Raw genomic sequence first — 24595 nt, forward strand, 5'->3', positions numbered from 1 at the left:
CTGGTCGGTCCGGACTCGGTGACATCGCCGCGAGGCAAACGCGAAAGCTCCAGGTCAATCAAGATCGACACGTCACACGCGGTGGGACGTGGGCACCGGTCACGGCCGGGCCGCGCGGGTCGCGGTGAGGCCCCACGTGGCATACGGCACGGTGACCATGCCGCCCAGCTCGTCGACCGCCGCGCCTGCGGCAGCCAGCACCTCCGCCACACTGTCCGGCGGCAGGCTGGTGATACCCCCCGAGGTCGGTATCAGGTCCAGCAACTCGTCGCGGCTGTACGTGCGCTCCCAGTCGTAGCGCCACAGCACGGGCTCGTCGAACCCGCCCACCTCGCGGATTCCGTCCGCGGCCTTGGCGTACAGCCCTTGGTAAGCGTCCAGGATCGACGCCCCGGACGAGCCGCTGAATCCCAGCGGCGAGTCAGGCGCCATCCGCCGGTATGCCGCGGCAAGGGCCTCCGCCACGGCTGGTGGAAGCTGGTACACGTGTCCGAACGGCGCCAGCACGCCTCCAGGCCGCAGGACCCGCGCCGCCTTGGCTGCACCCGCGACCGGGTCGACCCAGTGCCAGGCCGTACCGGAAACGACAGCGTCGAAGGTGCGCCCTGCCGGCTCCCACGCCTCGAAGGTCGCGACCTCGACCTCGAATCCGGCACGCCGTGCGACATCGGCCATCCGCTGATCGGGCTCGACACCGAGCACCGTGCGGCCCGCGGCCCGGAACTGACGGGCCTCGATACCGGTCCCGCAGCCGACGTCGAGGAAGTGCGGGCCCGGGCTGGCGGCCGCGATCCGCTCGATCATCGCCTCCGGATATGCCGCCCTGGTGCGGTCGTACCGCTCGGGGTCGATCCCGAACGACTCGGCCAGCTGCCGGTGCCGGTGCGGTTCCGGCGCGGGTGAGGGCGATATAGTGGGCATGCGCCCACTGTAGTGGGCACGTGCCCACCCGCGGCAAGGTCGTTCGCTGTCAGCGAGAGAAGGGAGGTGCGGTGCCGACTGGCCTGGCGCTACGTGACCCGCGCAAGCAGCTCTTCGACGCTGCCGAGCGAATCCTTGTCCGGGACGGGGCCAACAGCCTGACCAGCCGGGCGGTCGCCACCGAGGCGGGCGTCGCCAAAGGGGTCCTGCACAGGCACTTCGCTGACTTCGACGCCTTCCTCACCGAACTGGTGCTCGACCGCATCGGGCGGATCACGGTTCGCGCCACGTCACTCCGGGACGCCGCCGGGACAGCTACCGTCGCCGACAACCTGACCGGGGCTCTGCTGGCCAGCTTCGAGCCGGCCACGGTGGCGATCGTGGTGCTGGTCATCGCCAGAGACGAGCTGCGCAGGCGGCTGCGGGCGGCTGGCGCGGCCCGATTCCCGCTGGTCGGCGAGAACACGGCCATGGTCGCCGACTACTTGGCCGCCGAGCGCGACCGTGGCCGCATCGCAGCCGAAGCCGACATCGACACGCTCGCGCCCACCTTGATCGGTGCCGCCCATCTGCTGTTCACCGAGCGGAAGGACAGTCCACCGGAGGCCGAGGCGGTGCGCAAGGTCGTGACCACGGTGCTGGCCGGCGCCATGCCGTGATCACGCTCTACTCGCCAGCAGGTACGCCTGCGGCACCTTCTCCGACTCCTCCGGCTCGCGCACCAGCCGGGCTCGCACCGAGAAGCCCGCGGCCTCCAGCGCATCGGCGACACGCTCCGGCCGCAGCCGCTGGAAGTCCAGGGACACGGCGTGGCCGAAGGGCTGTTCCACCCGCAGTGGCGCGTCGCCGACCTGGAACGCCACCAGCAGCTGCCCTCCCGGCGCGAGCACCCGGCGGAACTCCGCGAACACCGACGGCAGCCCGCCGGGTGGCGAGTGGATGAGCGAGTACCACGCCACCAGGCCCGTCAGCGTGCCGTCGGCGATGTCGAGGGCCGTCATCGACCCCTCGTCGAAGCGCAGTCCCGGGTACTCGCGGCGGGCGATCGCCACCATCGCCGGTGAGAGGTCGACGCCGAACGCGGCCAACCCGAGCTCGTGCAGATGCGCCGTGATCCGGCCAGGCCCGCAGCCGACCTCGGCCACCGGCCCGGAGCCTGCCGCGCGCACCCGCTCGGCGAACGCGGCCAGCATCGCGCGGCCGAGCACCTCGCCGTCCAGCTCGGTGCGAACCATCTCGGTGTAGTCAGCGGCGACGGCGTCGTAGAACGTGCGGGTCTCGCGCAACGACGGGGACTCGGTCATGATCACGACAGTAGCCCGCTGCGGCGACCGGTCAGCGAATGACGAGCCCAGCCGCGCGCAGTTCCTCCTCGAGGCGCAGCCGTTCGATCTCGCGGTCCACGCCCGCGACCGCGCCGAGCCGCTGCTCCACCCCGACCGCCCGGCACGCCTGCGCGAGCAGCGCGTCGTAGGCCTCACAGGTCGCGCGGCGCCGCACGACGGGTGCGTCCGGCGCCAGCGTCGTGAGTGAGCGATGGACCCGGCGCAGATCGGCGGCGATGCGCTCCACCGGCGCACCAGGGGGCGCCGGTGGGCGGCGACGTGCCAGCGCACGCCCGAGCTTCGGCAGGGCCAGCACCAGCCCCGCCACCAGCGTCGGCGTGACGACGACTCCCAGGTAGATCAGGACGTTCCCGACCATGCCTCATCGTAAGCCCGTCGCGGGGCGGCGACGGAACGAATATCGCGCGGACGGCGGTTGTTCCGTATACTTGTAGTTGAACATTCAATCTTGGAGCCGTGCTGATGACCACTGTCGCAGAACGCATGCCCGTGCTGTACCTGAGCCACGGGGCGCCGCCGCTGGCCGACGACGCGACCTGGACCCGCCAGCTCGCCGAATGGTCGGAGCGGCTGCCACGGCCGACGGCGATCCTCATCGTGTCCGCGCACTGGGAGGAAGCGCCGCTCACGCTCGGCGCCACCACCACGGTGCCGCTGGTCTACGACTTCTGGGGCTTCCCGGAGCGCTACTACCGCGTGACCTATCCCGCGCCCGGCGCACCCGAGCTTGCCGCCTCGGTCCGCACGCTGCTGCACAGCACCCGGACACCGGTGCACGACGCTCCCGAACGGGGCCTCGACCACGGCGCCTACGTGCCGCTCGCCGAGATGTTCCCGGCCGCCGACGTGCCGGTCCTGCAGGTGTCGATGCCGTCTCTGGACCCCGGGGAGCTCTACGACCTCGGCCGCAAGCTCGCTCCGCTGCGCGACGAGGGCGTGCTCATCGTGGGCAGCGGTTTCTTCACCCACAACCTGAGCGCGATGCGTGCCGTCGACGGTGTCGATGGCGCTCCACCCACCTGGTCGGCCGAGTTCGACGAGTGGGGTGCGAGGGCACTGGATTCCGGCGACCTCGACGCGGTGCTCGACTTCCAGCGCAAGGCGCCGGCCGCCCAGCTCGCGCACCCGCGAACGGAGCACTTCGCACCGTTGTTCGTCTCACTCGGCGCCGGGGACGCCGCGCCGCGCACGGTGATCGACGGCTACTGGTACGGGCTGGCCAAGCGGTCCGTGCAGCTGGGCTGACCAGCCGGACATGACGAAGCCGGGCCCGGAGGATTCGTGGTCCTCCGGGCCCGGCCCGTGTGGTGTCAGCGCCTCGTCAGTTCAGCGAACCGTCGAGTGCTCAGATGCCCAGCGACTTCCCGTTGACGTTGAAGCCGTCGAGGACGCCCTGGAAGGCGCCGACCGAACCGCTGTCCAGCTGGGCCAGCGCGGGCAGGTCAGCCTGCGGCGCGAGCGAGCCGGCGTCCAGCGCGGGCAGCATCGTGGTGGGCAGCTCCGAGGTGGGCAGCTCCGGCAGCTGCGGCGAGCCCAGCTCCGGCAGGCCCGGCAGCTCGGGCAGACCGGCCTCGGGGAGGTCGGCACGCTCGCCCGCACCCGGCAGCGTCGTCGTCAGCTCGGTGGGCAGGACCTGCACCGGCAGCGTGTTCAGCTGCGGCAGACCGGCATCACCGACGGGCAGACCGCTGACCTCCGGCAGGCCGCCACCCAGGCCGGGCAGCGCACCGGCGGCGAGCGGCAGAGCACCGGCCGCGGGCAGGCCCCCGGCCACCGGCAGGCCACCCAGCTCGGGCAGACCGGCACCGCCCACGGGCAGGCCGCCCAGTTCGGGCAGGCCGTCGGCCCCGGGCAGGCCAGGCACCGACCGCGACAGCGCGGGCAGGCCCGTGGCGGGCAGCTCGGCGCCGGTGATCGGGATGTTGATCATCGGCTCGTCGCCGGCCACCGAGATGTCGGTCAGGTTGGTGGTGGTCGTCGACACGACACCGGCCAGGCTCAGCGGGATGTCGTAGATCTGCACCAGCGCACCGAGCGGCAGCTGGTGGTTCAGCCCGGACAGAGCCTCCTGCGCCCCGGCCGTGGTGGTCTCGCCACCGACGGTTCCGGTGGTGGTGTTGTCGGCGACCGCGTGCGCCACGCCGCCGACCGAGCCCGCCACGCCGAAGACCTGGGCGACAGCCGCGACCGGCACGTCGAAGATGTCGCCGGACAGCGCGCCGCCGACACCCGAGGTGGTGATGTCCCCACCCGAGGCCACGTCGGTGCTGTTCTCGCCGGTGCCCGTGGCCACCGCGGTCAGGCTGGCCGCGGAGCCGAAGACCTCGGCCACCGGCAGCGCCTGGGCGCTGAGCACGTTGCCTGCGATGGAGCCGCCGTCGCCGTTGGTGGTGGTGTCGCCACCGGCCTCCGACACGACGTCGTTGGCGGCCTCGCCGGAGACGACGCCGACCCAGCTCGCACCGAGGCCGAACACGCCGGCCGCGGCACCCACCGGAGCCTGGACGACGTTGCCTGCGACCGAGCCGCCCTCACCCGTGGTGCTGGCGTCGCCGCCCGCGAGCGAGTCGGTCAGGTTGTCGCTGGTGCCACCGGCGTTGCCGATCCAGCTGGCGCCGATGCCGTGCAGCTGCACCGGCAGCGACACCGGGACGAAGCCGATGTTGCCCGCGCCGGTGCCCTTCTCGCCGTTGGCGTGGACGTCGTCACCGGCCTGGGAGATGGTGTCGGCCGTGGCCTCACCGAAGCCGTTGCCGATCCACGTGCCGCCGATGCCGAACGCCTGCGCGGGCAGCGACACCGGGGTGGAGATGAGGTTGGCGGCGAGGAAGCCGTTGTCGTCCTCGGTGTTGCCGCCGCCACCGCCCTTGACGACCTTGGTCTCCTCGGCGGTGCCGATGCCCTGGCCGATCCAGCTGCCACCGACACCGAACACCTCGACCGGCGCGGCGATCGGCACCTGCACGAGGTTGCCGGAGCCGCCCGAGTCGTTGCCCCGGGTGCCGTTGTAGCCGCCCGCGTCGACGACCTTCTCCTCGGTCGCGTGGCCGGAGGCGTTGCCGATCCAGCTGCCGCCGATGCCGAAGGCCTCGACGGTGGAGGCGACCTGGCCGGTCACCGTGTTGGCGGAGACGACCGAGCCGTCGCCGTTGCTGTAGGTGCCGTCGCCCGCGGCCGCGCTGGTGGTGTTGTCGTGGCCCTTGGCGTGCGCGTTGCCGATCCAGGTGCCGCCGACGCCGAACACCTCGACCGGAAGCGCCACGGGCAGGTCGGCGATGTTGCCGGACCCGGCCGCGTCCTGGCCGGTCGTGCTGGAGAACCCACCCGCCGTCATCTCGGCCTCGGACGCGGTGTCCTCGGTGAGCGAGTTGCCGATCCACGCGGCGGCGGTGCCGGTGACCGAGGCGAGCAGCGCGCCCTGCGGCTGCGCGATGTTGCCGGACAGGAACGAGTTGTCCCCGTCGGTCTGGATGTAGCTCGGGATGTCGTTGAGGCCGGGGGTGGTGTCCCCGGCGTTGGCCTCGACCTCGGAGGAGCCGGTCGCGTCGGCGTCGCCGCCCCAGGACACAGCGTCGTTGGCGACCCGCACCGGCAGCCCGATCGGGGCGCCGACGACGTTGCCCGCACCGGCGCCGCTGTCGCCGTGGGTGACGATGTAGCCGCCCGAGTCGGCCTCGCTCTCGGCGTCGAAGTCGGTCTCGGCGTGCCCGAGGAACCAGCCGAGCGCGTTGCCCGACAGCTGCACGGGGGAGGCGAACTGCGGCGAAACGACGTTGCCCGCGAGCCCGCCGTTGGTGCCGTCGGTCTCGATGTCGCCCGTGGTCGCCGCGCTCTGCGAGGCGCTGCCCGAGGACTTGCCGCTGCCGCCGAGGCCACCCGCGTTACCCGAGATCTGCACGGGCAGGGCCCAGTTGAGGGCCACGACATTGCCCGCGAGGCCGCCCCCGGCCCCGCTCGTGCTCACGTCGGAGTTGTGCGCGTAGGTCTGCTCGGCGTCCGAGGACACCTCGGCGTCGCCGAGGACGCCCACCGCGTTGCCGGTGATCTGGATCGGCAGCGCGACGTTGCCGACGATCTTGTTGCCCATGAACGGGTCGTCGGTCGGCTCCACCGAGGGCGCGGTGGGCGCCTGCTGGGCAGCGGTGCGCTGTGCCGGCGCGCCCTTCGCGGCGAGGCCGTTGACCTTCGAGGCGGCCTGCCCGGCCGTGGTGACGGCCTTCTGCACCGGAGCGGTGACGGGGGCAGCGGCCTTCGCGGCAGGCGAGGCGGCCTTCTGCACGGGAGCGGCGGCCTTGTTGACCACGTCCGTGACCGGCTTGGTGCTGACCTCGCCCTGGTAGCCGGGGAGGTTCACCTGCCCGCCCGGCGTGCCGATCGCGTTGTCCTTGATGTCGATCGGAACGCTGGCGGTCAGGTCCAGTGGCCCGGCCGGGGAGTCCGGGTCGACCTTCTCGTTGGCAGAAGCGATGCCGGTACCCAGCATCAGCAAACCACCGGTGACCAGCGCGGTCTGAATACCGCGCTTCGCCCAGGTCTGCATAGTGAGGTGTTCTCCTTTTCCTTGGTTCCCTTGCGGGGTCTGTGCGGCGCTCCGTCGGGCGCACGGGGGATGAATGACGGAAGGCGGGACGCGTTGGCGTGCCGCAGCAGATGCGGGGAACTCAGGTGACGCGCGAGCGGCGCGAGAGAAACGGCCGCAGGAGTCGCGTCAGCTACCCCGCGGCGGAAATCAGTCCGGCGTCACACCGGGCTGCGCGCCCGGCTGCGTCGGCAGGTGACGAGCACCGAGACGGACAGCGCCGGCCTCGGCCTCGTGGAACGCGGACAGGCTGCCGGCAGGGACGCCGAACAGCGGGCCGTCGATGTGCGAACCGCCCATCGTGCCGCCCGTGGAGGTGGGCAGCGCAGACGGCTTCGGAGTGGGCAGGCGCAGCGGGCTCTCCGGTGCGGAGCGGTCGTCGTGCGCTGCCGGATGTGTCGCGCCGGAGGGCGCGGCGGCGCCGGAGCCGTCCGGCTCGCGGTCGGCCGCACGCTGCTCGAGGGAGCGGTCGGCGGCATCGGACTGCGCGGCGGCGTCGAGCGACAGCGCGGTGTCGGCCGACGGAACCGGTGCGGCGGGCTGCGCCGAGGTGCCGTCCGTGGCGGCGTTGTCCGGAAGGCCCGGCAGTTGCGGCAGGTCGACGAGGTCGTCGCCTCCCGGCTTGAGGATGTTCCAGAACTCCTTGCCGAGCTCACGCGGCCGCTCGGGTGCGCGCACGAGGCCGCTCACCGTGTCGAGCGTGTCGTTGACCGGCTTCGCCAGGCGCTCGTCCCAGAAGTGCTGGGCCGAGTCCTTCAGCATCGCACCGGCCGCCTTGCCGTCGGGCAGCCGGAACGCGTCGCGCCCGAACGGCTTCGCCTCACCGGAGCCGGAACCGGCAGGCTCGTCCTGCCCCGCGGTGGCCTCGCGGGCCGCGCCGGTCAGGGCATCGCCGACCTCGCTGACCTTCTCGGTGCGCAGCTCCGGCAGGTGAGTGTCCTCTGTGGACGCGGATGCGGTCGCGGTGGACACCAGCCACGCTGCCGCCGTTGCGGCGACGGCGCCACCGGCGACGGCCAGCGCACGCGACAGCCAACGGCGGGCGCGTCCTGCGCCTTCGCTGGTCGTCGCTGCCGTCATGGCCACGGTTCTCCTGCCGGTGGTCTGTCCTTTGTGGGACGCGATGCGTACGAGACGTGGTCGTGCGGACACACAACGCTCGCGTGGTTCTGAGACTGGCAAACCGACGGCGCCGGGCGCACGTTCAACACGACTTGACTGCACGATCGTGTGAAGAACACTCTGTGTGCGCGGTTGTGACGCCTCGTGGTGATGGCTGGGCGCACCCGGCGGGACCGGTCCGGTGGCCAGGCGGCCGGGACCCGCCGGGTACGCCGCGTCTACGTCAGCGGCCCGCTCAGCCGAGGCCGCCCATCGCGCCCTGGGCGATGGAGGGGAACGCGCCAGCCCAGGCCGAGCTCACCAGGCCGGCGGCACCGGCACCGGCGAGGCCGCCGGACTCGTTCCAGGCGTTGACGTAGTCGGCGCCGGTCGGGTGCGACGGCACCTCCACGGTGTCGATCACGTCGGCGGAGGCGATGCCGCCTCCCAGCCCGAAGGCGGCGACGGTCATGATCGCGGCGGCGGCGGTACGGGTCAGCAGCTTGCGCATGAGAACTCTCCTTGGTTGCTGTCGTTTCGGGTGTGTGCGGATTCGGTTCGGTTGCCGGGTGGCTCGGTCAGGTGGTGTCGCCGGGCTCAGCCGAGCCCGCCCATCGCGCCCTGGGCGATCGAAGGGAACGCGCCCGCCCACGCGGAGCTGACCAGCCCGGCCGCCCCTGCGCCGAAGCAGGCGCCGGAGGTGTTCCAGGCGTTGACGTAGTCCGCGCCGGTCGGGTGCGACGGCACCTGGGCCGGGCAGCCGAGAGCGTCGCCCCCGGAGCGCTCGGCCAGCGGGGCGATGGCTCCCACGTCGGCGACATCGCCGAGCGGGCTCGCTCCGGCGACCTGCCCGACCACGTTGGTCACCGCCTGGGCCGGCTGCGGCACCTGGTCGCTCTCGGCTGCCATCGCGGTGGAGCCGAACGACCCGAGGGCCAGAAAGCCCGCCACGGCCAGCACGCCGGTGGCGGCGAACCTTGAGAACTTGCCGAGTTTCACTGTTTCTCTTTCCTACGGGGACAGGTGAGCGGTGCGTCCATACCCGGGAATCACGGACGACCGCATGCCGGCGAATTCGACCCTAAACACAGTCTTGAACATTTATCCAGTTCCATTACCCGATCGTGTGTGCGGCGGTTTTCTGGCCGGGTCCTACACCTTTGACCAGCTAATACACCTGACAGAAGACATGCGAAAACAACCGCATCCGACACGAAAATGCGGCATCAAAACCGGGCCCAACAGCCCGGAATCCGGTCATGGAAATGTCATCGGCAACTCACACGGGACTCACCTCGGCAACTGCGCACGAAAACGCCGGAATTCGGCTCGGAGCGGAGAGTGCGAAGAGGTCAGTCGGGGGTCACGCCGGGCTGGGCGTGCACCGGGTGCGCCATGGTGGACGCGGCGGGCAGGCGTCCGCCGGGCAGGCCGTCGACAGGCGGGGAGGGCAGGATGCGGCCGCCGACGGTGCCGAGGTCGGACGGGTGGCCTGCCGTCGAGCCGCCCGGGGACGCGGGAGCGGCGGGAGCGGGCGTGTGCTGCGCGACAGGCGCGGGCACCGGGACATCCGGCCCCGTGGGCTCGCCCGCGTCGTGCTGCGCAGGCGGTGCGGGCGCGCCGGGCGTCACGGCCACCGGATCGTGCCGCGGCACGGGGTGTGGCATCGCCTGTGGCCGGGCAGCGGGCGGCGGCTTCGGCGCCGCCTGGTCCACGCCGGAGTGCGCGGCCTGAACGCCACCGCTGCCGGAGGCCGGAACGAGGTCCGCTCTCGCCACGAGCGCCGACACCGTGCCGACGGGCTCGCCGACGGCGGGAAGTCCGTCGCGGACGGTGGCGCGCACGGGCTCCACCGCGGCCGTGGCGACCCGCGGAACGGCCTGGGACACCGTGTGCAGCGGGCGCTCGGCCTGGGACACGGTGCGCAGCGGGCGTTCGATCGGGTCGGCAACGGCCGCCGAAAGATCGCCGACCACGTCGTCGAGCGGTGGCGGGCCCGCCGTGGACTCCGCGGCGGCCTCGGTGGCCGCGAACAGCCAGGAGACCACCGTCACCAGCACGGCGGCGCCGAAGGCCAGCGCCAGCACGACGGCGGCACGGCGCGCGTTGTCGCGCAGCCGCTGCCGCATCGGTCGTCCGGTCACCGGTAGCCCCCCGACTACAGCTTCGCCGTCGTACGTGGAGGATTTTCGAACTCCTCGCCGAACTCCGCAGGGAGCACACGCCCGGTCTTCCCGTATCGAGTGACGCCCCGCCGCGAACCTGTCGAACATCGGGTGGGTGGGCAGGCGGCGTGGCCGGGGGGTTTTCGCACAGCGTCGTCCGAGATCACCGATACGGTTGAGCCCGTGAGCGAGAAAACGCCGAAGGTGCCGCTGATCTCCGAGGACGTGGACGTCACGAGCACCGTGCCGAGGGGGCTGCGAATCAGCGCGGCACTCGCCTGGCGATTCCTGGTGGTGGCGGCCGCCCTGTACGTGATCGTGGAGATCATCGGCTACCTGTCGGTCGTCGTGATCCCGGTCGCCATCGCCATGCTGCTGGCGGCGCTGCTCGCGCCCGCCGTGCGCAGGCTCGTCCAGGTGCGGCTGCCGCGGGGGCTGGCCACGGCGATCGTGCTGATCGGCGGGCTCGGCGCCGTCGGGGGGCTGCTGACGTTCGTCGTCGTGCAGTTCACCAGCGGGCTGCCCGCCCTGCAGCGGCAACTCAACGAGAGCCTGACCCAGATCGAGGACTGGCTCATCAACGGTCCGCTGCACCTGCGGCAGACCCAGATCGAGGAGTTCATCAACAACACGATCGGCTTCATCCAGGAGAACCAGGCGTCGCTGACGGCGAGCGCGCTGACCACCGCGAGCACCGTGGGCGAGATCCTCACCGGCTTCCTGCTCACGTTGTTCGTGCTGATCTTCTTCCTCACCAGCGGCGAGCAGATCTGGACGTTCCTGATGCGCGGCGTGCCCGCGGCCGTGCGCGCCCGCACCGACACCGCGGGCCGCAGGGGATTCGCGTCCCTGGTCAGCTACGTCCGCGCCACCGCGGCCGTGGCCGTCGTGGACGCCGTCGGCATCGGCATCGGGCTGTGGATCGTGGGCGTTCCCCTGGTGATCCCGCTGTCGACCCTGGTGTTCCTGGGTGCCTTCGTGCCCATCGTCGGTGCGGTCGTCGCGGGCGCGGTCGCCGTGCTCGTCGCCCTCGTGACCAACGGGTTCGTCACGGCGCTGGTGGTGCTCGCCATCGTCGTCGGTGTGATGCAACTGGAGAGCCACGTGCTCCAGCCGCTGTTGCTCGGCAGGGCGGTCAAGCTGCATCCGCTGGCGGTGATCCTCGCGATCACCGCCGGTCTCGTTGCGGCGGGCATCCCCGGTGCGCTGCTGTCCGTTCCGCTGCTTGCCGTGCTCAATGCCGGGATCAAGTCGCTCGTCAGCGACCGTGACCCCGACCCGGCGGCGGTCGGGGTGCTCGCCGACCCGCCGGCCGCGGCGAGCCCCGACGAGGACGCCGGCGGCGACGCCGAGGCCGGCGGCGAGGCGAGACCGGACGACCGATGACCGTCGCCCAGCCTCAGCGTGACCCCGCCACGCCGTTGTGGTGGGGAACGATCGTGCTGCGCTGGGTGACGCTGGGCTTCGCCCTCGGCGCGCTGCTGGTGCACCTGGACGGCTACCGGCGGCCGGACCTGGCCTTGGCCGCGTTCGGCATGATGCTCGCCTGGACCGTGGTGACCAGCGTGACCTTCGGCAGGCAGCGGCTGCGGCGGCCCTGGCTCGTGGTGGCCGACGTCCTCGTGACCTGCGGGGTGATGCTGACCTCGCCGTTCGTGCTCTCCACCGAGCAGTACGAGCAGGTGGCGCCACTCGTCACCACGGTGTGGGCCGCCGTGCCACCGCTGACGGCGGGCGCCCGGTTCGGCGCCGCGGGCGGGGTGCTCGTGGGGCTGGTGACGGCCGTGTCCACGGGCGTCGCCCGGCTCGACGTCGACCTCGACGTCGCCAGGGACGGCGTGCTGCTCACGGCCAGCGGCCTGCTCATCGGCATCACCGCCACCACCGCACGCCGCTCGCAGGCGGCGCTGGCCCAGGCGCTGCGCACCGAGGCGGCGACGGCCGAGCGGGAGCGGCTGGCCCGCTCGATCCACGACAGCGTGCTGCAGGTGCTGGCGCGGGTACGCCGCCGGGGCGGCGAGCTCGGCGGGGAGGCGGCCGAGCTGGCCAGGCTCGCCGGTGAACAGGAGATCGCGCTGCGGGCGCTGGTCACCACGGGCACGGCCGGCTCCTCGGGCGGTGCGGCCGACCTGCGCGCCGCGCTGCAGCTGCTCGCCACGTCGCGGGTGCAGGTGTCCGGGCCCGCAGGCGAGGTGCGGCTGCCCACCGAGCACGTCGCCGAGCTGGTGGCCGTGGCCAGGGAGGCCTTGTCCAACGTGGACAAGCACGCGGGACCGGAGGCGAAGGCGTGGGTGCTGCTGGAGGACCTGGGCAGCGAGGTGGTGCTCTCGGTGAGGGACGACGGCCCCGGCATCGCCGAGGGCAGGCTGGCCGAGGCGCAGGCCGAGGGGCGGCTGGGCGTCGCCTCGTCCATCCGCGGCCGCGTGCGGCACCTGGGCGGCACGTGCGTACTGGAGACCGGGCCGGACGCGGGCACCGAATGGGAGATTCGCGTGCCCCGGCCCGAGAGGGGAAGGGACCGGCGATGACGGTGTCGGTGATGATCGTCGACGACCATCCGATCTGGCGGGACGGGGTGGCCCGCGACCTCGGCGAACACGGGTTCGAGGTGGCCGCCACGGCTGCCGACGGCGACGCCGCCGTGCGCATCGCCCGTGCCGTGCGCCCCGCGGTGGTGCTGATGGACCTCAACCTCGGCAGCAGCTCGGGCGTCGCCGCGATCCGCGAGATCACCACGCAGCTCCCGGACACCAGGGTGCTGGTGCTCTCGGCCAGCGGCGAGCACGACGACGTCCTGGAGGCGGTGAAGGCCGGCGCGTCGGGTTATCTCGTCAAGTCGGCGTCGGTGCGGGAACTGGTGGCTGCCGTGCGCCGCACCGCGGGCGGCGACCCGGTGTTCACGGCGGGGCTGGCCGGGATGGTGCTCGGCGAGTACCGCCGCATGGCCGACGCGCCCTCCGACCAGCAGGCGCCCCGGCTCACCGAGCGCGAGACCGACGTGCTGCGCCTGGTCGCCAAGGGACTGACGGCCCGGCAGATCGCCGACCGGCTGGTGATCTCGCACCGCACCGTGGAGAACCACGTCCAGTCGACGCTGCGCAAGCTCCAGCTGCACAACCGGGTGGAGCTCGCTCGCTACGCCATCGAGCACGGGCTGGACCAGGAGCAGGAGGGCCGGGGTTAAGGGACGCTCTCGGGGTTTTCCCGGATCCGCGCGGTCCCGCGCGCCCCTAGCATCGAGGTCGTGGCTGAGGGTGAAGACGCTGCGGGCCAGGCGCTCACACGCGAGCAGGAGCGGCAGCGCAATCTGAGGGTGTCCGACGCGGAGCGCGAACACGTCGTCGAGCTGCTGCAGAAGGCGATCGGGCGGGGGATGCTCGACCTGGACGAGTTCACCGAGCGCACCGACATCGCACTGGCGGCGCGGACGCGGGGCGAGCTGAACGCCGTCCTCGTCGATCTGCCCGGGCTGATGCACACCGACGCGGTGGTCACGGGGTTCGCGGCACCGGCTGCCGCTCCGCCGCCGGGCCCGCGGCCGCAGGGGGACGTGCTGGAGCTCAAGGCACACGGCTCGTCGCTGGTGCGCAAGGGCCGCTGGTACGTGCCCGCCGAGCTCGTCGTGCGCAACAAGTACGGCGACGCCAAGCTGGACTTCTCCGAGGCGGAGCTGGCGAGCCCGGTGGTGCACGTCGAGCTGGACACCAAATGGTGCTCGGTGACCGTGACGATCCCCGAGCACGCCGCGGTGGACCTCAACGGCGTCACCGAGCTGAAGTGGGCCTCGATCGACGACAAGACCAACTCCACGGGCAGGCCCGGCACGCCGAGGTTCGTGCTCACCGGCCGGGTCCACGGCGGTTCGCTGACGATCCGCTACCCGCGCAGGGGCCTCTTCGGCTGAGCCGCGAGTCAGGCGCCCTTCGCCGCGGTACGCGCGTCGGCCGCGGTCGGGGCCGCCACCGCGGCCTGCGCCGCCCGCTCACAGTCGGCCAGTGACGCGCCCGCCAGGCTCGCGCCCACGGCCCGCACGGACGCGGCGTTCATCGACAGGCTCGTCACGCCCAGCCCGGCGAGCACCCTCGCCAGCCGCGGATCCGCCGCCGCCTCACCGCACACGCCCGCGGGCTTGCCGGTGGCCTTCGCGGCCTCGCCGACGAGCGCGATGAGGCGCAGCAGCCCCGGCTGCCACGGGTCGTTGAGCTTCGCCACCGCGCCGAGCTGGCGGTCGGCGGCGAAGGTGTACTGGGCGAGGTCGTTGGTGCCGATGGAGACGAAGTCGACGGCGTCGAGCACTTCCCGCGCGGTGAGCGCGGCGGCCGGGACCTCGATCATCACTCCGGCCCTGGCGATGCCCGCCGCACGGACCCGCTCGGCGAACCAGGCTGCCTCCTCGGCCGTGGCGACCATCGGCGCCATCACCGAGACGTCGGCCCCCGACTCGGCTGCCGCACCGGCGATGGCCTCCAGCTGGCGGTCCAGCACGCCGGGCCGGTCGAACGCCACCCGCACACCGCGCACGCCGAGCGCAGGGTTGGGCTCCACGTCCGGGTCGAGGAACGCCAGCGGCTTGTCGGCACCCGCGTCGAGCGTGCGCACGATGACCGGCTTGCCGCGGAACGGTTCGAGCACGGCCACGTAGGCGGCGCGCTGCTGCTCCACCGAGGGCTCGTCGTCGGCGTCGAGGTAGCTGAACTCGGTACGGAACAACCCGACGCCCTCGGCGCCCGCCTCGGCGGCGGCACGCGCGTCGGCGGGGGCGCCCACGTTGGCGAGCACCTTCACCATGTGGCCGTCGGAGGTGCGGCCGGTGCCGTCCCACTCGACGGCGCCGCCGGCGGTGGCGGCCACCACCGGCGCGCCCGGGTCGACGGCCTCGACGACGCCGGTGTCGCCGTCGACCGCGACGGCCTCGGCGTCGTAGGCGAGCACGCCGCGCACGGCGACCACGGCGGGGATGCCGAGCGAGCGGGCGAGGATCGCCGTGTGGCTCGTGGGGCCGCCCTCCTCGGTGACGAGGGCCAGCACCTTGGCCGGGTCCAGGCTCGCGGTGTCGGCGGGAGCGAGGTCCCTGGCCACGAGCACGCTGGGCGAGTCCAGCTGGGGGACGCCGGGCGGCTCGATGCCGAGCAGTTCGGCGATGATCCGGTCGCGGACGTCCTCGACGTCGCGCACGCGTTCGGCCATGTACCCGCCCGCGCTGGCCAGTGCGTGGGCGAAGTTGCCGGCGGCCTCGTAGACCGCGCGCGCCGCGGGGATGCGCTGCGCCGTGACCAGCTGTTCGGCCTGGCTGACGAGTGCCGGGTCGTCGGCCATCGCGGCGGTCGTGGTCAGGATCGTGGAGGCGTCGCCGGTGGCGGATGCCGCCATGGCCTCGAGCCGGGCAGCGACGGTCTGCGCGGCAGGGGCGATCAGCGCGGCCTCGGCGTACGGGTCCTCGGGACCCGGGGTGCTCGCGGGCTCGCGGATCGACTCCGTGACCTTGACGACGGGACCACTCGCACGGCCGGGGCTGACGCCGACTCCCGAAAGACTCCCGCTAGACATGGTCTAGACCATACCGGTACATGATCCTCCTCTGGACTGTGCCGGATCACTCTAGTTCGGACGCGGCCGGATACGAAGGCTGGGCGCCATGCCGGGTGACCGAGATGGCGGCCACGCGCACAGCTGTGCGGACGGCGTCGGCAAGCGCGGCCCCCCTCGCGATTCCCGTGGCCAGCGCACCGGCGAAGGCGTCGCCCGCTCCGGTTGTGTCGACGGCCTCGACCTCCGGCGACGGCACCTCGGTAAGTCCTTCGGCCGTCACGACGACGGCGCCCCGCGGTCCCCTGGTGACCACGGCCGAGCGCGGGCCCAGTTCCAGCAGCCCGGCCGGGTCGGCCGACTCGGCACCGAGCAGCCAGGCCGCCTCGTGCTCGTTGACGAGCAGCACGTCGAGCGCGGCGAGCGTGGCCCCCGCGACCTTCGCCACCGGAGACAGGTTGAGCACCGTGCGGACGCCCGCCTCGGCGGCCGCGGTGACGGCGTGCTCGACGGTCGGCAGCGGGATCTCCATCGACGCCACCAGGACGCCCGCGCCGGGCAGCGCCGCGTCGACCGCCGACGGCTCGACCTCCTGATTGGCGCCCGGCGAGACGAGGATCGCGTTCTCGCCGTCCGGGGTCACGGTGATGTAGGCGACGCCGGTCGGCCGGTCGACGACCCGGACCAGCCCGGTCCGCACGCCCGCGCCGCGCAGCGAGTCGAGCAGCAGGCGGCCATGGCCGTCGTCGCCGACGGCGCCGAGCAGGGCGACGTCGGCACCCAGCCGCGCCGCCGCCACGGCCGTGTTGGCGCCCTTGCCTCCTGGCAGTGTCCGCGTGTCGCCGCCCAGTACCGTCTCACCGCCGGCAGGGCGGCGCTGGGTGGCCACGACGAGATCGGCGTTCGCGGAACCGACGACGAGCACCTGGGTCTGCACGGTGCCAGCCTGCCACGAGCCGCGGGGAGACACAGACATGAATCACTTTGTAACTTTCCGGGTGCGGGATGCGACAATCAGGCGAGCGTCCACCACCCGGCTCACTCTTTCGAGTGAGTTCGGGGTCGAGGCGTCATCGTCGCGGCGAGGTGGGCTCTCCCCTGACACCACGCGTTCGCGCGGGGTGTTGTCCGGCCCCGGTCCCCAGGACCGGTCGGACATCGGGTCGCCGGCACCGGTCACGTAGCCCCCCGAGTGATCGGTGCCGGCGGCGCCCTGATCGTCGGTTCCACGTCCTACACTGCCCGGATCCGGGATCATGAGGATTCGGCCAGCTCGACGGGGTGCGTCATGAACAGGCCCGCACGGCGGGGCCGCGAACGTGCGGCGACCGACAGGGAGATCCGGCAGACGGCGCGGGCGCTGCTGGTCGAACACGGACCCGAGGCCGTCACGCTGAGAGCCATCGCCCGCGAGCTCGGCATCACCGCGCCCGCCCTCTACCGCTACTACGGCTCCCGCGACGACCTCGTGGAGCACCTGCGGCTCGACGTCATCTCCGACCTCGGCGACCAGCTCGCCGCCGAGATCACCGGCCTCGCCGACGACGGCACCCAGCAGCTGTTCGCCATCTGCAAGGGCTTCCGGAGGTGGGCGCTCACGCACACCAGCGAGTTCACGCTCGTGTTCGCCTCGCCCACCGGTGGCACCGGCTCCGCCGAGGGCAGCGTCGCCACGCTGAAGCAGGTCAGCGAGCCGTTCGGCCGGGTGTTCCTGCTGGCGGCCGGCGAGGTGCTCTCGGCACACGACGTCGCCCTGCCCTCCGACGACGTGGTGCCGCCGGAGCTGCGGGAGGACCTCGCCGCCTACCGCGACTCGCTGGTGTCGGCCCTGTCGTCGTCCGGCGTCACCGTGCCCGCCGACCGCCTCACGCTCGGCACGACGTACCTGATGATGCAGTTCTGGGCGCGGCTGTACGGGCACGTCACGCTCGAGGTCTTCGGCAACTACCCGATCCCGGTGTCCAAACCCGACGCCCTGTTCGACGCGCTGCTGGCCGACCTCGCGAGGGAGATCGGCCTGCCGCCCGCCTGAGCTGCGCCGCTCAGACCACCACGTTGACGAGGCGGCCGGGCACCACGATCACCTTGCGCGGCTCCTTGCCGCCGAGCTGCGCGGCGATCTTGTCGTCGGCCAGCGCCGCGGCCTGCACGTCGTCCTTGCCCGCGTCGGCGGCGACGGTGACCCGCGAGCGCACCTTGCCGTTGACCTGGATCGGGTACTCGACGGTCTCGTCGGCCAGGTACTTCTCGTCGGGCACCGGGAACGGCCCGTGCACCAGCGAGTCGGGGTGGCCCAGCCGGTTCCACAGCTCCTCGGCGAGGTGCGGGCACATCGGCGCGAGCATCAGCACGAGCGGCTCGGCCAGCCCGCGCGGTGTGGCACCGGCGGCACCGTAGACCTTGGTGACGTAGTTGTTCAGCTCGATGAGCTTGGCGCCCGCCGTGTTGAACCGCAGGTTGGCGTAGTCGTCGCGAACCCCGGCGACCGTGCGGTGCAGCTGCCGCAGGTCGCTCTCGGTCAGCTCGGCGTCGGACACCCGCAGCGCGCCGGTCTCCTCGTCGATCACCAGCCGCCACAGCCGCTGCAGGAAGCGCTGCGCGCCGACGACGTCCTTGGTGGCCCACGGGCGGGAGTCGTCCAGCGGGCCCATGGACATCTCGTAGAACCGGAAGGTGTCGGCACCGTAGTTCTCGGACATCTCGTCCGGGGTGACGACGTTCTTCAGGCTCTTGCCCATCTTCCCGTATTCCTGGGTGACCTCTTCGTCGCCGTGGAAGAACTTCCCGTCGCGTTCGGTCACCTCGTCGGCGGGCACGTAGACACCCCGCGCGTCGGTGTAGGCGTAGGCCTGGATGTAGCCCTGGTTGTAGAGCCTGCGGTACGGCTCCTGCGACGAGACGTGGCCCAGGTCGTACAGCACCTTGTGCCAGAACCGGGAGTACAGCAGGTGCAGCACGGCGTGCTCGACGCCGCCGACGTAGAGGTCCAGCCCGCCGGGGTCGCTGACGCCGTGCTCAGCGGGCCTCGGGCCCATCCAGTAGCGCTCGTTCTCCGGGTCGACGAACCGCTCGTCGTTGGTCGGGTCGACGTAGCGCAGCTGGTACCAGCACGAGCCCGCCCACTGCGGCATCACGTTGGTGTCGCGCCGGTACTTCTTCGGGCCGTCGCCAAGGTCCAGGGTGACCTCCACCCAGTCGGTGGCCTTGGCCAGGGGCGGCTGCGGCTCGGAGTCGGCGTCCTCCGGGTCGAACGTCGTCGGCGCGTAGTCCGGCACGTCCGGCAGCTCCACCGGCAGGTGGCTCTCCGGCAGCGCCACGGGCAGGTCGTTCTCGTCGTAGACGATCGGGAACGGCTCGCCCCAGTACCGCTGCCGGGCGAACAGCCAGTCGCGCAGCTTGTACTGCACGGTGCCCTCGCCGTGGCCCTTCTCCTCCAGCCAGCCGATGATCGCCTTCTTGGCGTCGTCGACGCCCATCCCGTTGAGGCTCAGGTCCTCGTTCGAGGAGTTGATCGCCGGGCCCTCGCCGGTGAACGCCTCGCCGTCGAAGCCCTCGCCGGGGTCGACGGTGCGGATGATCGGCAGCCCGAACGCGGTGGCGAAGTCCCAGTCCCGCTGGTCCTGGCCGGGCACGGCCATGATGGCGCCCGTGCCGTAGCCCATCAGCACGTAGTCGGCGATGAACACCGGGATCGGCTCGCCGTTGACCGGGTTGACGGCGTGGGCGCCGGTGAACACGCCGGTCTTGTCCCGGCTCTCCTGGCGGTCCAGCTCCGACTTGCGGGCCGCCTCCGCCCGGTACGCCGCGATGGCCTCGGCCGGGGTGGCGGCGCCACCGGTCCAGCGCTCGTCGGTGCCCTCCGGCCACTGCTGGGCGGCCAGCCTGTCCACCAGCGGGTGCTCCGGCGCCAGCACCATGTAGGTGGCGCCGAAGAGCGTGTCCGGGCGGGTGGTGAAGACCTCGATCGTCTCGTCGCCCGCGGCGAAGCGCACGTTGGCGCCGCGGGACCGGCCGATCCAGTTGCGCTGCATGGTCTTGACCTTCTCGGGCCAGTCCAGCAGGTCCAGATCGTCCAGCAGCCGGTCGGCGTAGGCGGTGATCCGCATCATCCACTGGCGCAGGTTCTTGCGGAACACCGGGAAGTTGCCGCGCTCGGTCAGGCCGTCGGCGGTGACCTCCTCGTTGGCGACGACGGTGCCCAGGCCCGGCGCCCAGTTGACCGGCGCCTCCGAGATGTACACCAGGCGGTGCTCGTCGATGATCCGCCGCTGCTCGACGCGCGACAGCTCGGCCCACGGCCTGCCGTCGGGCGTGGCGCGCGTGCCGTCGGCGAACTCCTTCTCCAGCTCCGCGATGGGCCGCGCCCTGTCCTGCTTCTCGTCGTAGTACGAGTTGAAGATCTGCAGGAAGATCCACTGCGTCCAGCGGTAGTACTCGACGTCGGTGGTGGCGATGCGGCGGCGCTCGTCATGGCCCAGCCCCAGCCTGCGGATCTGGCTCAGGTACCGCTCGATGTTGGCCTCGGTGGTGGTGCGCGGGTGCGTGCCGGTCTGCGCCGCGTACTGCTCGGCGGGCAGGCCGAACGCATCGAAGCCCATCGTGTGCAGCACGTTGCGGCCGGTCATCCGGTGGTAGCGCGCGAAGACGTCGGTGCCGATGAAGCCCAGCGGGTGCCCGACGTGCAGGCCCGAGCCCGACGGGTACGGGAACATGTCCTGCACGAACAGCTTGTCCGAGGGGATCTGCGTCGCTTCCTCGGCGAGCGGGCCGTTCGGGTTCGGCGCGTGGTACGTGCCGTGGTCGGTCCAGTAGTCCTGCCAGCGCCGCTCGATCTCGCCGGCCATCGCCGCCGTGTAGCGGTGTGCCGGAGTCGCCTCGGTGCCCTCTGTCATCGCCGAACCCTTCCGTGTACCTGCCCCGCTCCAGAAAGAACGCAACCCCCCAGCCGCAAGGGCGTGAGGGGTTCGCCGCGCCGGCCGGGAAATGCCCGGTCAGCGCGGCCGGCTAAGGAGCAGGCTGGCCGTACTCACGGTCTCATCGTAGCCGCCCGGACCACCGCGTTTTCCCAAGCCCCTCGTCCACGGCCAGCGCGATGACCTGCGTCACCTGCCCGCCGGAGAAGTTGTCGTCGCTCACGAGCAGCAGGCTGCGCTCCCCGGTGACCAGCCTCGGCCCCCAGGTCATGCCCTCGATGTTGTCGACGTGCTCCAGTGGCAGGTCGGCCAGGTCGGCGACGAGCCGCTTGTGCACCGGCGTGATCCGTTCCTCCTCCGCGAGCGAGGCCACCCGCAGCACGTTGGTCGCGCCGCTGGTGTCGATCTCGAAGATGCGGACCCGGTTGCCCACGCCGCTGACGTAGGCCCGTTCGAGCACGAGGAAGCGGGTGGGGTCGTGCCGGTCGGCCGCGAGTATCGACACCACGCCGTTGTTGGCCGACCCGCCGGGCGCGGGGGTGGCGAACACCGGCTCCTGCTCGTACGCGTACTGCGCCAGCACCCGGCCGATGCGGGTCTGCACGGTGACGCGGGACAGCGCACCGTGCTCCGGCGTGGCCTCGGGGCCGTCCTGGAGCAGCGGGCCCTCCAGCGCGGTGACGACGAGCGCGCCGTGAGCGGCGAACGTCATGGCCTCGAGCACCTGGTTGCGCCGGGGCCCGGACTCCGGCTTCATGCGCTCGTTGTCCGGGATGGGCAGGTCGCGCACGTATCCGCCGGTCCGGGTCGCCTCGCGCACGGAAGGGTCGAGCAGGGTGCCACCGCTGCGCTCGCCCTCCTGGCTCCAGTAGTAGGTGCCGCGCCACGGGTCCACCCGCAGCTCCTCGGGATCGACGGTGGCAGGCGCGTACGGCCTGCCGTCGGCTCCGGTCAGCGGGTGGGTGCCGGTGAGGGCGATCTCGCCGAGCCGGTCGGCGCGGACGTCGATCGAGGCGGTGTAGAAGCGGGCGGGCTGCACCTGCGAGCGGTCGTCGCTGAGCAGCACGTACCGCCCGGTGCGGGGGTCGTAGTCGATGCTGGACAGCCCGCCGACGGTGGTGCCCGCGAAGGCGAGGCCGTGGGCGATGGTCCGCTCGCCGAGCACCCGGACCGGGCCGGGGTCGGCGCCGGAGGCAGGGGCGGCCGCCAGGGTGAGGGGCAGTGCGCCGAGGACGGCGGTGAGGAGAGCTCTGCTGCGCATGGCGTGCAGCACAGCGCATCAGGGTGTCGGGAAGGTGTCGGCCAGATGGCACGTATTCTCGGCTCGTGTTCGTGGTCGCGCTCGTTCCGATGCTGCTCGGTGTTCTCGTCGGCTGGGGTGGCATCCTCGGTCTGCGCGGAAAGCTGCCCCGGGACCGGGGCGCGGGTGTGCGCACCCCGGCCACCCTGCGCAGCGACGAGGCGTTCCGGGTGGCCAACCGCGTCGCCGGGCTGCCGACGCTGACGGGAGGCGCCATCGGTGTCGCGGGCGGCGCGGCCGGTCTGGCGATGCCCACCACGGCGGGCACGATCGTCGCCGCCGTCATCGGGTTGCTCGGCATGTTCGCCCTGGTGGCAGGCGGTGGGATCCTCGGTCACCGGGCCGCGGCCGCGGTGCCTGCCCCGCCGGCTCCCGAGGCACCGGCCGGGTGCGCGGGCTGCGCGTGCGGCGGCTGCTCCGCGCTGACGGGAAGCACCGCCGAGCCAGCCTCCTGACCCCGCGGCCTCAACACTGTCTCCTTCGTCTACGGCCGAGCGCTCAGTTCCGCTGCAGGTCGCCGGGGTGGGTGGCGAGCAGTGCGGTCGGCAGGCCCTGCCTGCGCAGCACCTGACCCCACAGGTCCCGCTTCGGCGTCGCCAGCACGTCACCGGGCAGCGCGGGCACGATCAGCCAGTCGCCCCTGTCGATCTCACCGGCCAGCTGCCCCGAGTCCCACCCGGCGTAGCCCGCGAACACCCGCAGCCCGCGCACCTTCGGCATCAGCGCGTCCGGGTCGGCATCCAGGTCCACCAGCGCGACCGGTCCGCGCACCGCGATGACGCCCGGCACGCTCGACGCGGTCTCGCCGGTGCGCAGTGCGGCGAGGCACAGGGCCGTCTTCTTCTCCACCGGCCCGCCCACGAACACCGACTGCGGCTCGACGACGTGCTCGCCCCAGCTGGGCAGCACCTCGTCCACCGGTACCTCGCTGGGCCGGTTCAGGACGACGCCGAGCGTGCCCTCGTCGCGGTGGTCGATCACGAACACCACGGTCCGGCGAAAGTTCGGGTCGAACATCGTGGGGGCAGCGACCAGGAGTGTGCCTGGCTCAACCTCGGCGTCCGCTCGCACGCGTACATGATCCCACCCGCCTGGTCGCTGCGAGTAACGGTGCTGTGTCGCTTCGGCGGTCTGCGGCGGGCAGCGGAACCCGTAAGCTGAGAAGACGTGACAGCGGGAACGCAGGTGAAGACCAAACTGGCCGTTCCGCGCGCGCTGCTCGCCATCCCGGCCTTCCGTAAGCTGCTCTACCTGCGCTTTTCCATGCACTGGGGCGACGGCGCCTTTCAGGCCGGGCTCGCGGGCGCCGTGTTGTTCAATCCCGAACGCGCCGCGGACGCGCTCACCATCGCGGGCGGTTTCGCCGCGCTGCTGCTGCCGTACTCGGTGGTGGGTCCGTTCGCGGGGGCGCTGCTCGACCGCTGGGACCGCAGGCGCGTGCTGCTGGTCGCCAACCTCGCCCGTGGCCTGGCCATCGTCGCCGCCGCATCGGCCGTCGGCGCCGGGGTCGAGGGGCTGCCGCTGTTCGGCCTTGCCCTGCTGGTCATGGGCATCTCGCGGTTCGCGGGCGCGGGCCTCTCGGCGTCCCTGCCGCACGTGGTGCCCGCCGCGCGGATCGTCACGGCCAACGCCCTGTCCGCCACGCTCGGCGCCGTGGTGGCGGTGCTCGGCGGGGCGTCCGCGATCGGCCTGCGCGCCCTGTTCGGCGCGGGGGACACCGGCTCGGCGTGGACGACGTCGTTCGCGGTGCTCGGCTCCCTGCTCGGCGCGGCGCTCGCCGCCCGGTTCGCCGGCGGCAGCCTCGGCCCGGACCGGGTCGACGAACCCGCCAACGCCGTGACGGCCGTGGCCTCCGGGCTCGCCGCGGGCGTCCGCGCCACGGCACACACCCCGAGCGTGCGGGCCGGGCTGCTCGCGCTGCTGGCCCATCGCGCGGCCTTCGGCATCTCACTATGCTCACCGTGCTGCTCATGCGCTACTCCTTCACCGACGCCGGGCTGCTCAAGGCGGGGCTGCCGGGCCTCGGCCAACTGGCGCTGATGGGCGGGACGGGCATCCTGCTCGCCGGGCTGCTCACCCCGAAGCTCGTCGCGCGGTTCGGCAGGCGCAGGGCCGTGGCCGGAGCCCTGCTGACGGCGGCCGTGGCCCAGGCCGTGCTCGGCCTGCCCATGGTGCTGCCCACCGTGCTGGCCGCCGCGTTCGTCATCACGGCGGCAGGCCAGGTGCTCAAGCTGTGCGTGGACGCCGCCGTGCAGGCCGACGTCGGCGACGAGAGCCGCGGCCGGGTCTTCGCGCTCTACGACACGCTGTTCAACGTCACCCAGGTGGCCGCCGTGTCGTTCGCCGCGCTGCTCGCTCCGCTCGACGGGCACTCGGCAGGTCTGCTGTGCGCGGCGATCGGGCTCTACCTGGTCGGTCTCGCCGGATACCTCGTCGCCACCCGTTAGGGTGAGCGCTTGTGACCACGGCTGGTAATCGCGTGGTGGAGGAGACCGTCCTTTCGCGGGACGGGCTCGTCCAGGCCACCGTCGACGGCACCGGAACCCTCACCGGGCTCGAGTTCGCGCCGACCGCGTTCGAGCGCACCGACCCGGCCTCGCTCGCGCGGACCGTGCTCGACCTGGTCCGCGAGGGCACGCGCAGAGCCAGGGAGCGGCCCGAGGCCACGGCCCCGCCACCGGTTCCGCCCCGCCCGACACGGAAGCGCGCCCGGCCCGCACGCCAGGTTTAATTGGTGTGAAGGC

The 24595-nt window shown here is 72.5% G+C and carries 21 protein-coding genes and 2 pseudogenes; 10 read left to right on the forward strand and 13 right to left on the reverse strand.

What is annotated here, in order from left to right:
* Positions 1–99: 99 nt before the first annotated feature.
* Positions 100–921 carry a class I SAM-dependent methyltransferase gene (locus BAY60_RS05280; RefSeq protein ID WP_112279661.1) on the reverse strand — a complete coding sequence of 274 codons (822 nt, stop codon included), beginning with the start codon at positions 919–921 and terminating at the stop codon, positions 100–102.
* 71 nt (positions 922–992) lie between these two features.
* On the opposite strand from BAY60_RS05280, the gene BAY60_RS05285 reads away from it, so the two are divergent.
* Positions 993–1580, forward strand: a complete 588-nt coding sequence (locus BAY60_RS05285) for a TetR/AcrR family transcriptional regulator (protein WP_112279662.1) — start codon at positions 993–995, stop codon at positions 1578–1580.
* Here the strand turns inward: BAY60_RS05285 and BAY60_RS05290 are convergent, their stop codons facing one another.
* Entirely contained in the window at positions 1581–2225 is a 645-nt protein-coding gene (locus tag BAY60_RS05290; protein ID WP_112279663.1) for a class I SAM-dependent DNA methyltransferase, read from the reverse strand. It lies immediately after the preceding gene.
* Positions 2226–2256: 31 nt separating this feature from the next.
* A complete protein-coding gene (locus BAY60_RS05295; RefSeq protein WP_112279664.1) occupies positions 2257–2625 on the reverse strand; it encodes a hypothetical protein in 369 nt (122 codons plus the stop codon).
* Positions 2626–2729: 104 nt separating this feature from the next.
* On the opposite strand from BAY60_RS05295, the gene BAY60_RS05300 reads away from it, so the two are divergent.
* Positions 2730–3512, forward strand: a complete 783-nt coding sequence (locus BAY60_RS05300) for a dioxygenase family protein (RefSeq protein WP_112280730.1) — start codon at positions 2730–2732, stop codon at positions 3510–3512.
* Positions 3513–3612: 100 nt separating this feature from the next.
* Here BAY60_RS05300 and BAY60_RS05305 read toward each other — a convergent pair whose 3' ends face one another.
* The 5 genes from BAY60_RS05305 to BAY60_RS05325 form a co-directional block, all read right to left on the reverse strand.
* The gene (locus tag BAY60_RS05305) at positions 3613–6807 is read right to left on the reverse strand and encodes a beta strand repeat-containing protein (protein WP_112279665.1); all 3195 of its coding nucleotides are present in this window, start codon (positions 6805–6807) and stop codon (positions 3613–3615) included.
* A 189-nt stretch (positions 6808–6996) separates the two neighbouring features.
* On the reverse strand, positions 6997–7926 hold the full coding sequence (locus BAY60_RS05310) for a hypothetical protein (RefSeq protein WP_112279666.1): 930 nt from the start codon (positions 7924–7926) through the stop codon (positions 6997–6999).
* A gap of 277 nt (positions 7927–8203) precedes the next feature.
* Positions 8204–8458 carry a hypothetical protein gene (locus BAY60_RS05315; RefSeq protein WP_112279667.1) on the reverse strand — a complete coding sequence of 85 codons (255 nt, stop codon included), beginning with the start codon at positions 8456–8458 and terminating at the stop codon, positions 8204–8206.
* Positions 8459–8544: 86 nt separating this feature from the next.
* Positions 8545–8946: a hypothetical protein gene (locus BAY60_RS37775; RefSeq protein ID WP_245992333.1), complete on the reverse strand. Its 402-nt coding sequence runs from the start codon at positions 8944–8946 to the stop codon at positions 8545–8547.
* Between the two features lie 353 nt (positions 8947–9299).
* On the reverse strand, positions 9300–10091 hold the full coding sequence (locus tag BAY60_RS05325; protein WP_146770972.1) for a hypothetical protein: 792 nt from the start codon (positions 10089–10091) through the stop codon (positions 9300–9302).
* Positions 10092–10295: 204 nt separating this feature from the next.
* Here BAY60_RS05325 and BAY60_RS05330 point away from each other — a divergent pair, with 204 nt between their 5' ends.
* The 4 genes from BAY60_RS05330 to BAY60_RS05345 are packed head-to-tail and all read left to right on the forward strand — an operon-like array spanning position 10296 to position 14016.
* Positions 10296–11498: an AI-2E family transporter gene (locus BAY60_RS05330; RefSeq protein WP_425466444.1), complete on the forward strand. Its 1203-nt coding sequence runs from the start codon at positions 10296–10298 to the stop codon at positions 11496–11498.
* Positions 11495–12640, forward strand: a complete 1146-nt coding sequence (gene macS, locus BAY60_RS05335; RefSeq protein WP_112279669.1) for a MacS family sensor histidine kinase — start codon at positions 11495–11497, stop codon at positions 12638–12640. The genes BAY60_RS05330 and macS overlap by 4 nt, the downstream gene beginning before the upstream one ends.
* Entirely contained in the window at positions 12637–13296 is a 660-nt protein-coding gene (locus BAY60_RS05340) for a response regulator (RefSeq protein WP_112279670.1), read from the forward strand. The genes macS and BAY60_RS05340 overlap by 4 nt, the downstream gene beginning before the upstream one ends.
* A gap of 60 nt (positions 13297–13356) precedes the next feature.
* Positions 13357–14016 (forward strand): DUF1707 SHOCT-like domain-containing protein, encoded by a 660-nt coding sequence (locus tag BAY60_RS05345; RefSeq protein ID WP_112279671.1) that lies wholly within the window; start codon positions 13357–13359, stop codon positions 14014–14016.
* 8 nt (positions 14017–14024) lie between these two features.
* Here the strand turns inward: BAY60_RS05345 and ptsP are convergent, their stop codons facing one another.
* Positions 14025–15659 carry a phosphoenolpyruvate--protein phosphotransferase gene (gene ptsP / locus BAY60_RS05350; protein WP_112279672.1) on the reverse strand — a complete coding sequence of 545 codons (1635 nt, stop codon included), beginning with the start codon at positions 15657–15659 and terminating at the stop codon, positions 14025–14027.
* A gap of 46 nt (positions 15660–15705) precedes the next feature.
* Positions 15706–16614, reverse strand: a complete 909-nt coding sequence (locus BAY60_RS05355; RefSeq protein WP_112279673.1) for a ribokinase — start codon at positions 16612–16614, stop codon at positions 15706–15708.
* 312 nt (positions 16615–16926) lie between these two features.
* On the opposite strand from BAY60_RS05355, the gene BAY60_RS05360 reads away from it, so the two are divergent.
* The gene (locus tag BAY60_RS05360; protein ID WP_112280733.1) at positions 16927–17670 is read left to right on the forward strand and encodes a TetR/AcrR family transcriptional regulator; all 744 of its coding nucleotides are present in this window, start codon (positions 16927–16929) and stop codon (positions 17668–17670) included.
* Positions 17671–17680: 10 nt separating this feature from the next.
* Here the strand turns inward: BAY60_RS05360 and leuS are convergent, their stop codons facing one another.
* On the reverse strand, positions 17681–20530 hold the full coding sequence (gene leuS, locus BAY60_RS05365; RefSeq protein WP_112279674.1) for a leucine--tRNA ligase: 2850 nt from the start codon (positions 20528–20530) through the stop codon (positions 17681–17683).
* A gap of 142 nt (positions 20531–20672) precedes the next feature.
* Positions 20673–21812: an esterase-like activity of phytase family protein gene (locus BAY60_RS05370; protein WP_112280734.1), complete on the reverse strand. Its 1140-nt coding sequence runs from the start codon at positions 21810–21812 to the stop codon at positions 20673–20675.
* A 65-nt stretch (positions 21813–21877) separates the two neighbouring features.
* On the opposite strand from BAY60_RS05370, the gene BAY60_RS05375 reads away from it, so the two are divergent.
* Entirely contained in the window at positions 21878–22306 is a 429-nt protein-coding gene (locus tag BAY60_RS05375) for an SdpI family protein (protein ID WP_112279675.1), read from the forward strand.
* Between the two features lie 43 nt (positions 22307–22349).
* Here BAY60_RS05375 and BAY60_RS05380 read toward each other — a convergent pair.
* Positions 22350–22928 (reverse strand): annotated as a pseudogene (locus BAY60_RS05380) (YqgE/AlgH family protein); the annotation flags it as partial.
* 186 nt (positions 22929–23114) lie between these two features.
* Here BAY60_RS05380 and BAY60_RS05385 point away from each other — a divergent pair.
* Both BAY60_RS05385 and BAY60_RS05390 read left to right on the forward strand, forming a co-directional pair.
* Positions 23115–24298 (forward strand): annotated as a pseudogene (locus BAY60_RS05385) (MFS transporter).
* Positions 24299–24309: 11 nt separating this feature from the next.
* Positions 24310–24582, forward strand: coding sequence for a YbaB/EbfC family nucleoid-associated protein (locus BAY60_RS05390; protein ID WP_112279677.1), 273 nt, complete (start codon positions 24310–24312; stop codon positions 24580–24582).
* Positions 24583–24595: the final 13 nt, after the last annotated feature.

The organism is Prauserella muralis (assembly GCF_003202285.1).
Classification (GTDB): Bacteria; Actinomycetota; Actinomycetes; order Mycobacteriales; family Pseudonocardiaceae; genus Prauserella_B; species Prauserella_B muralis.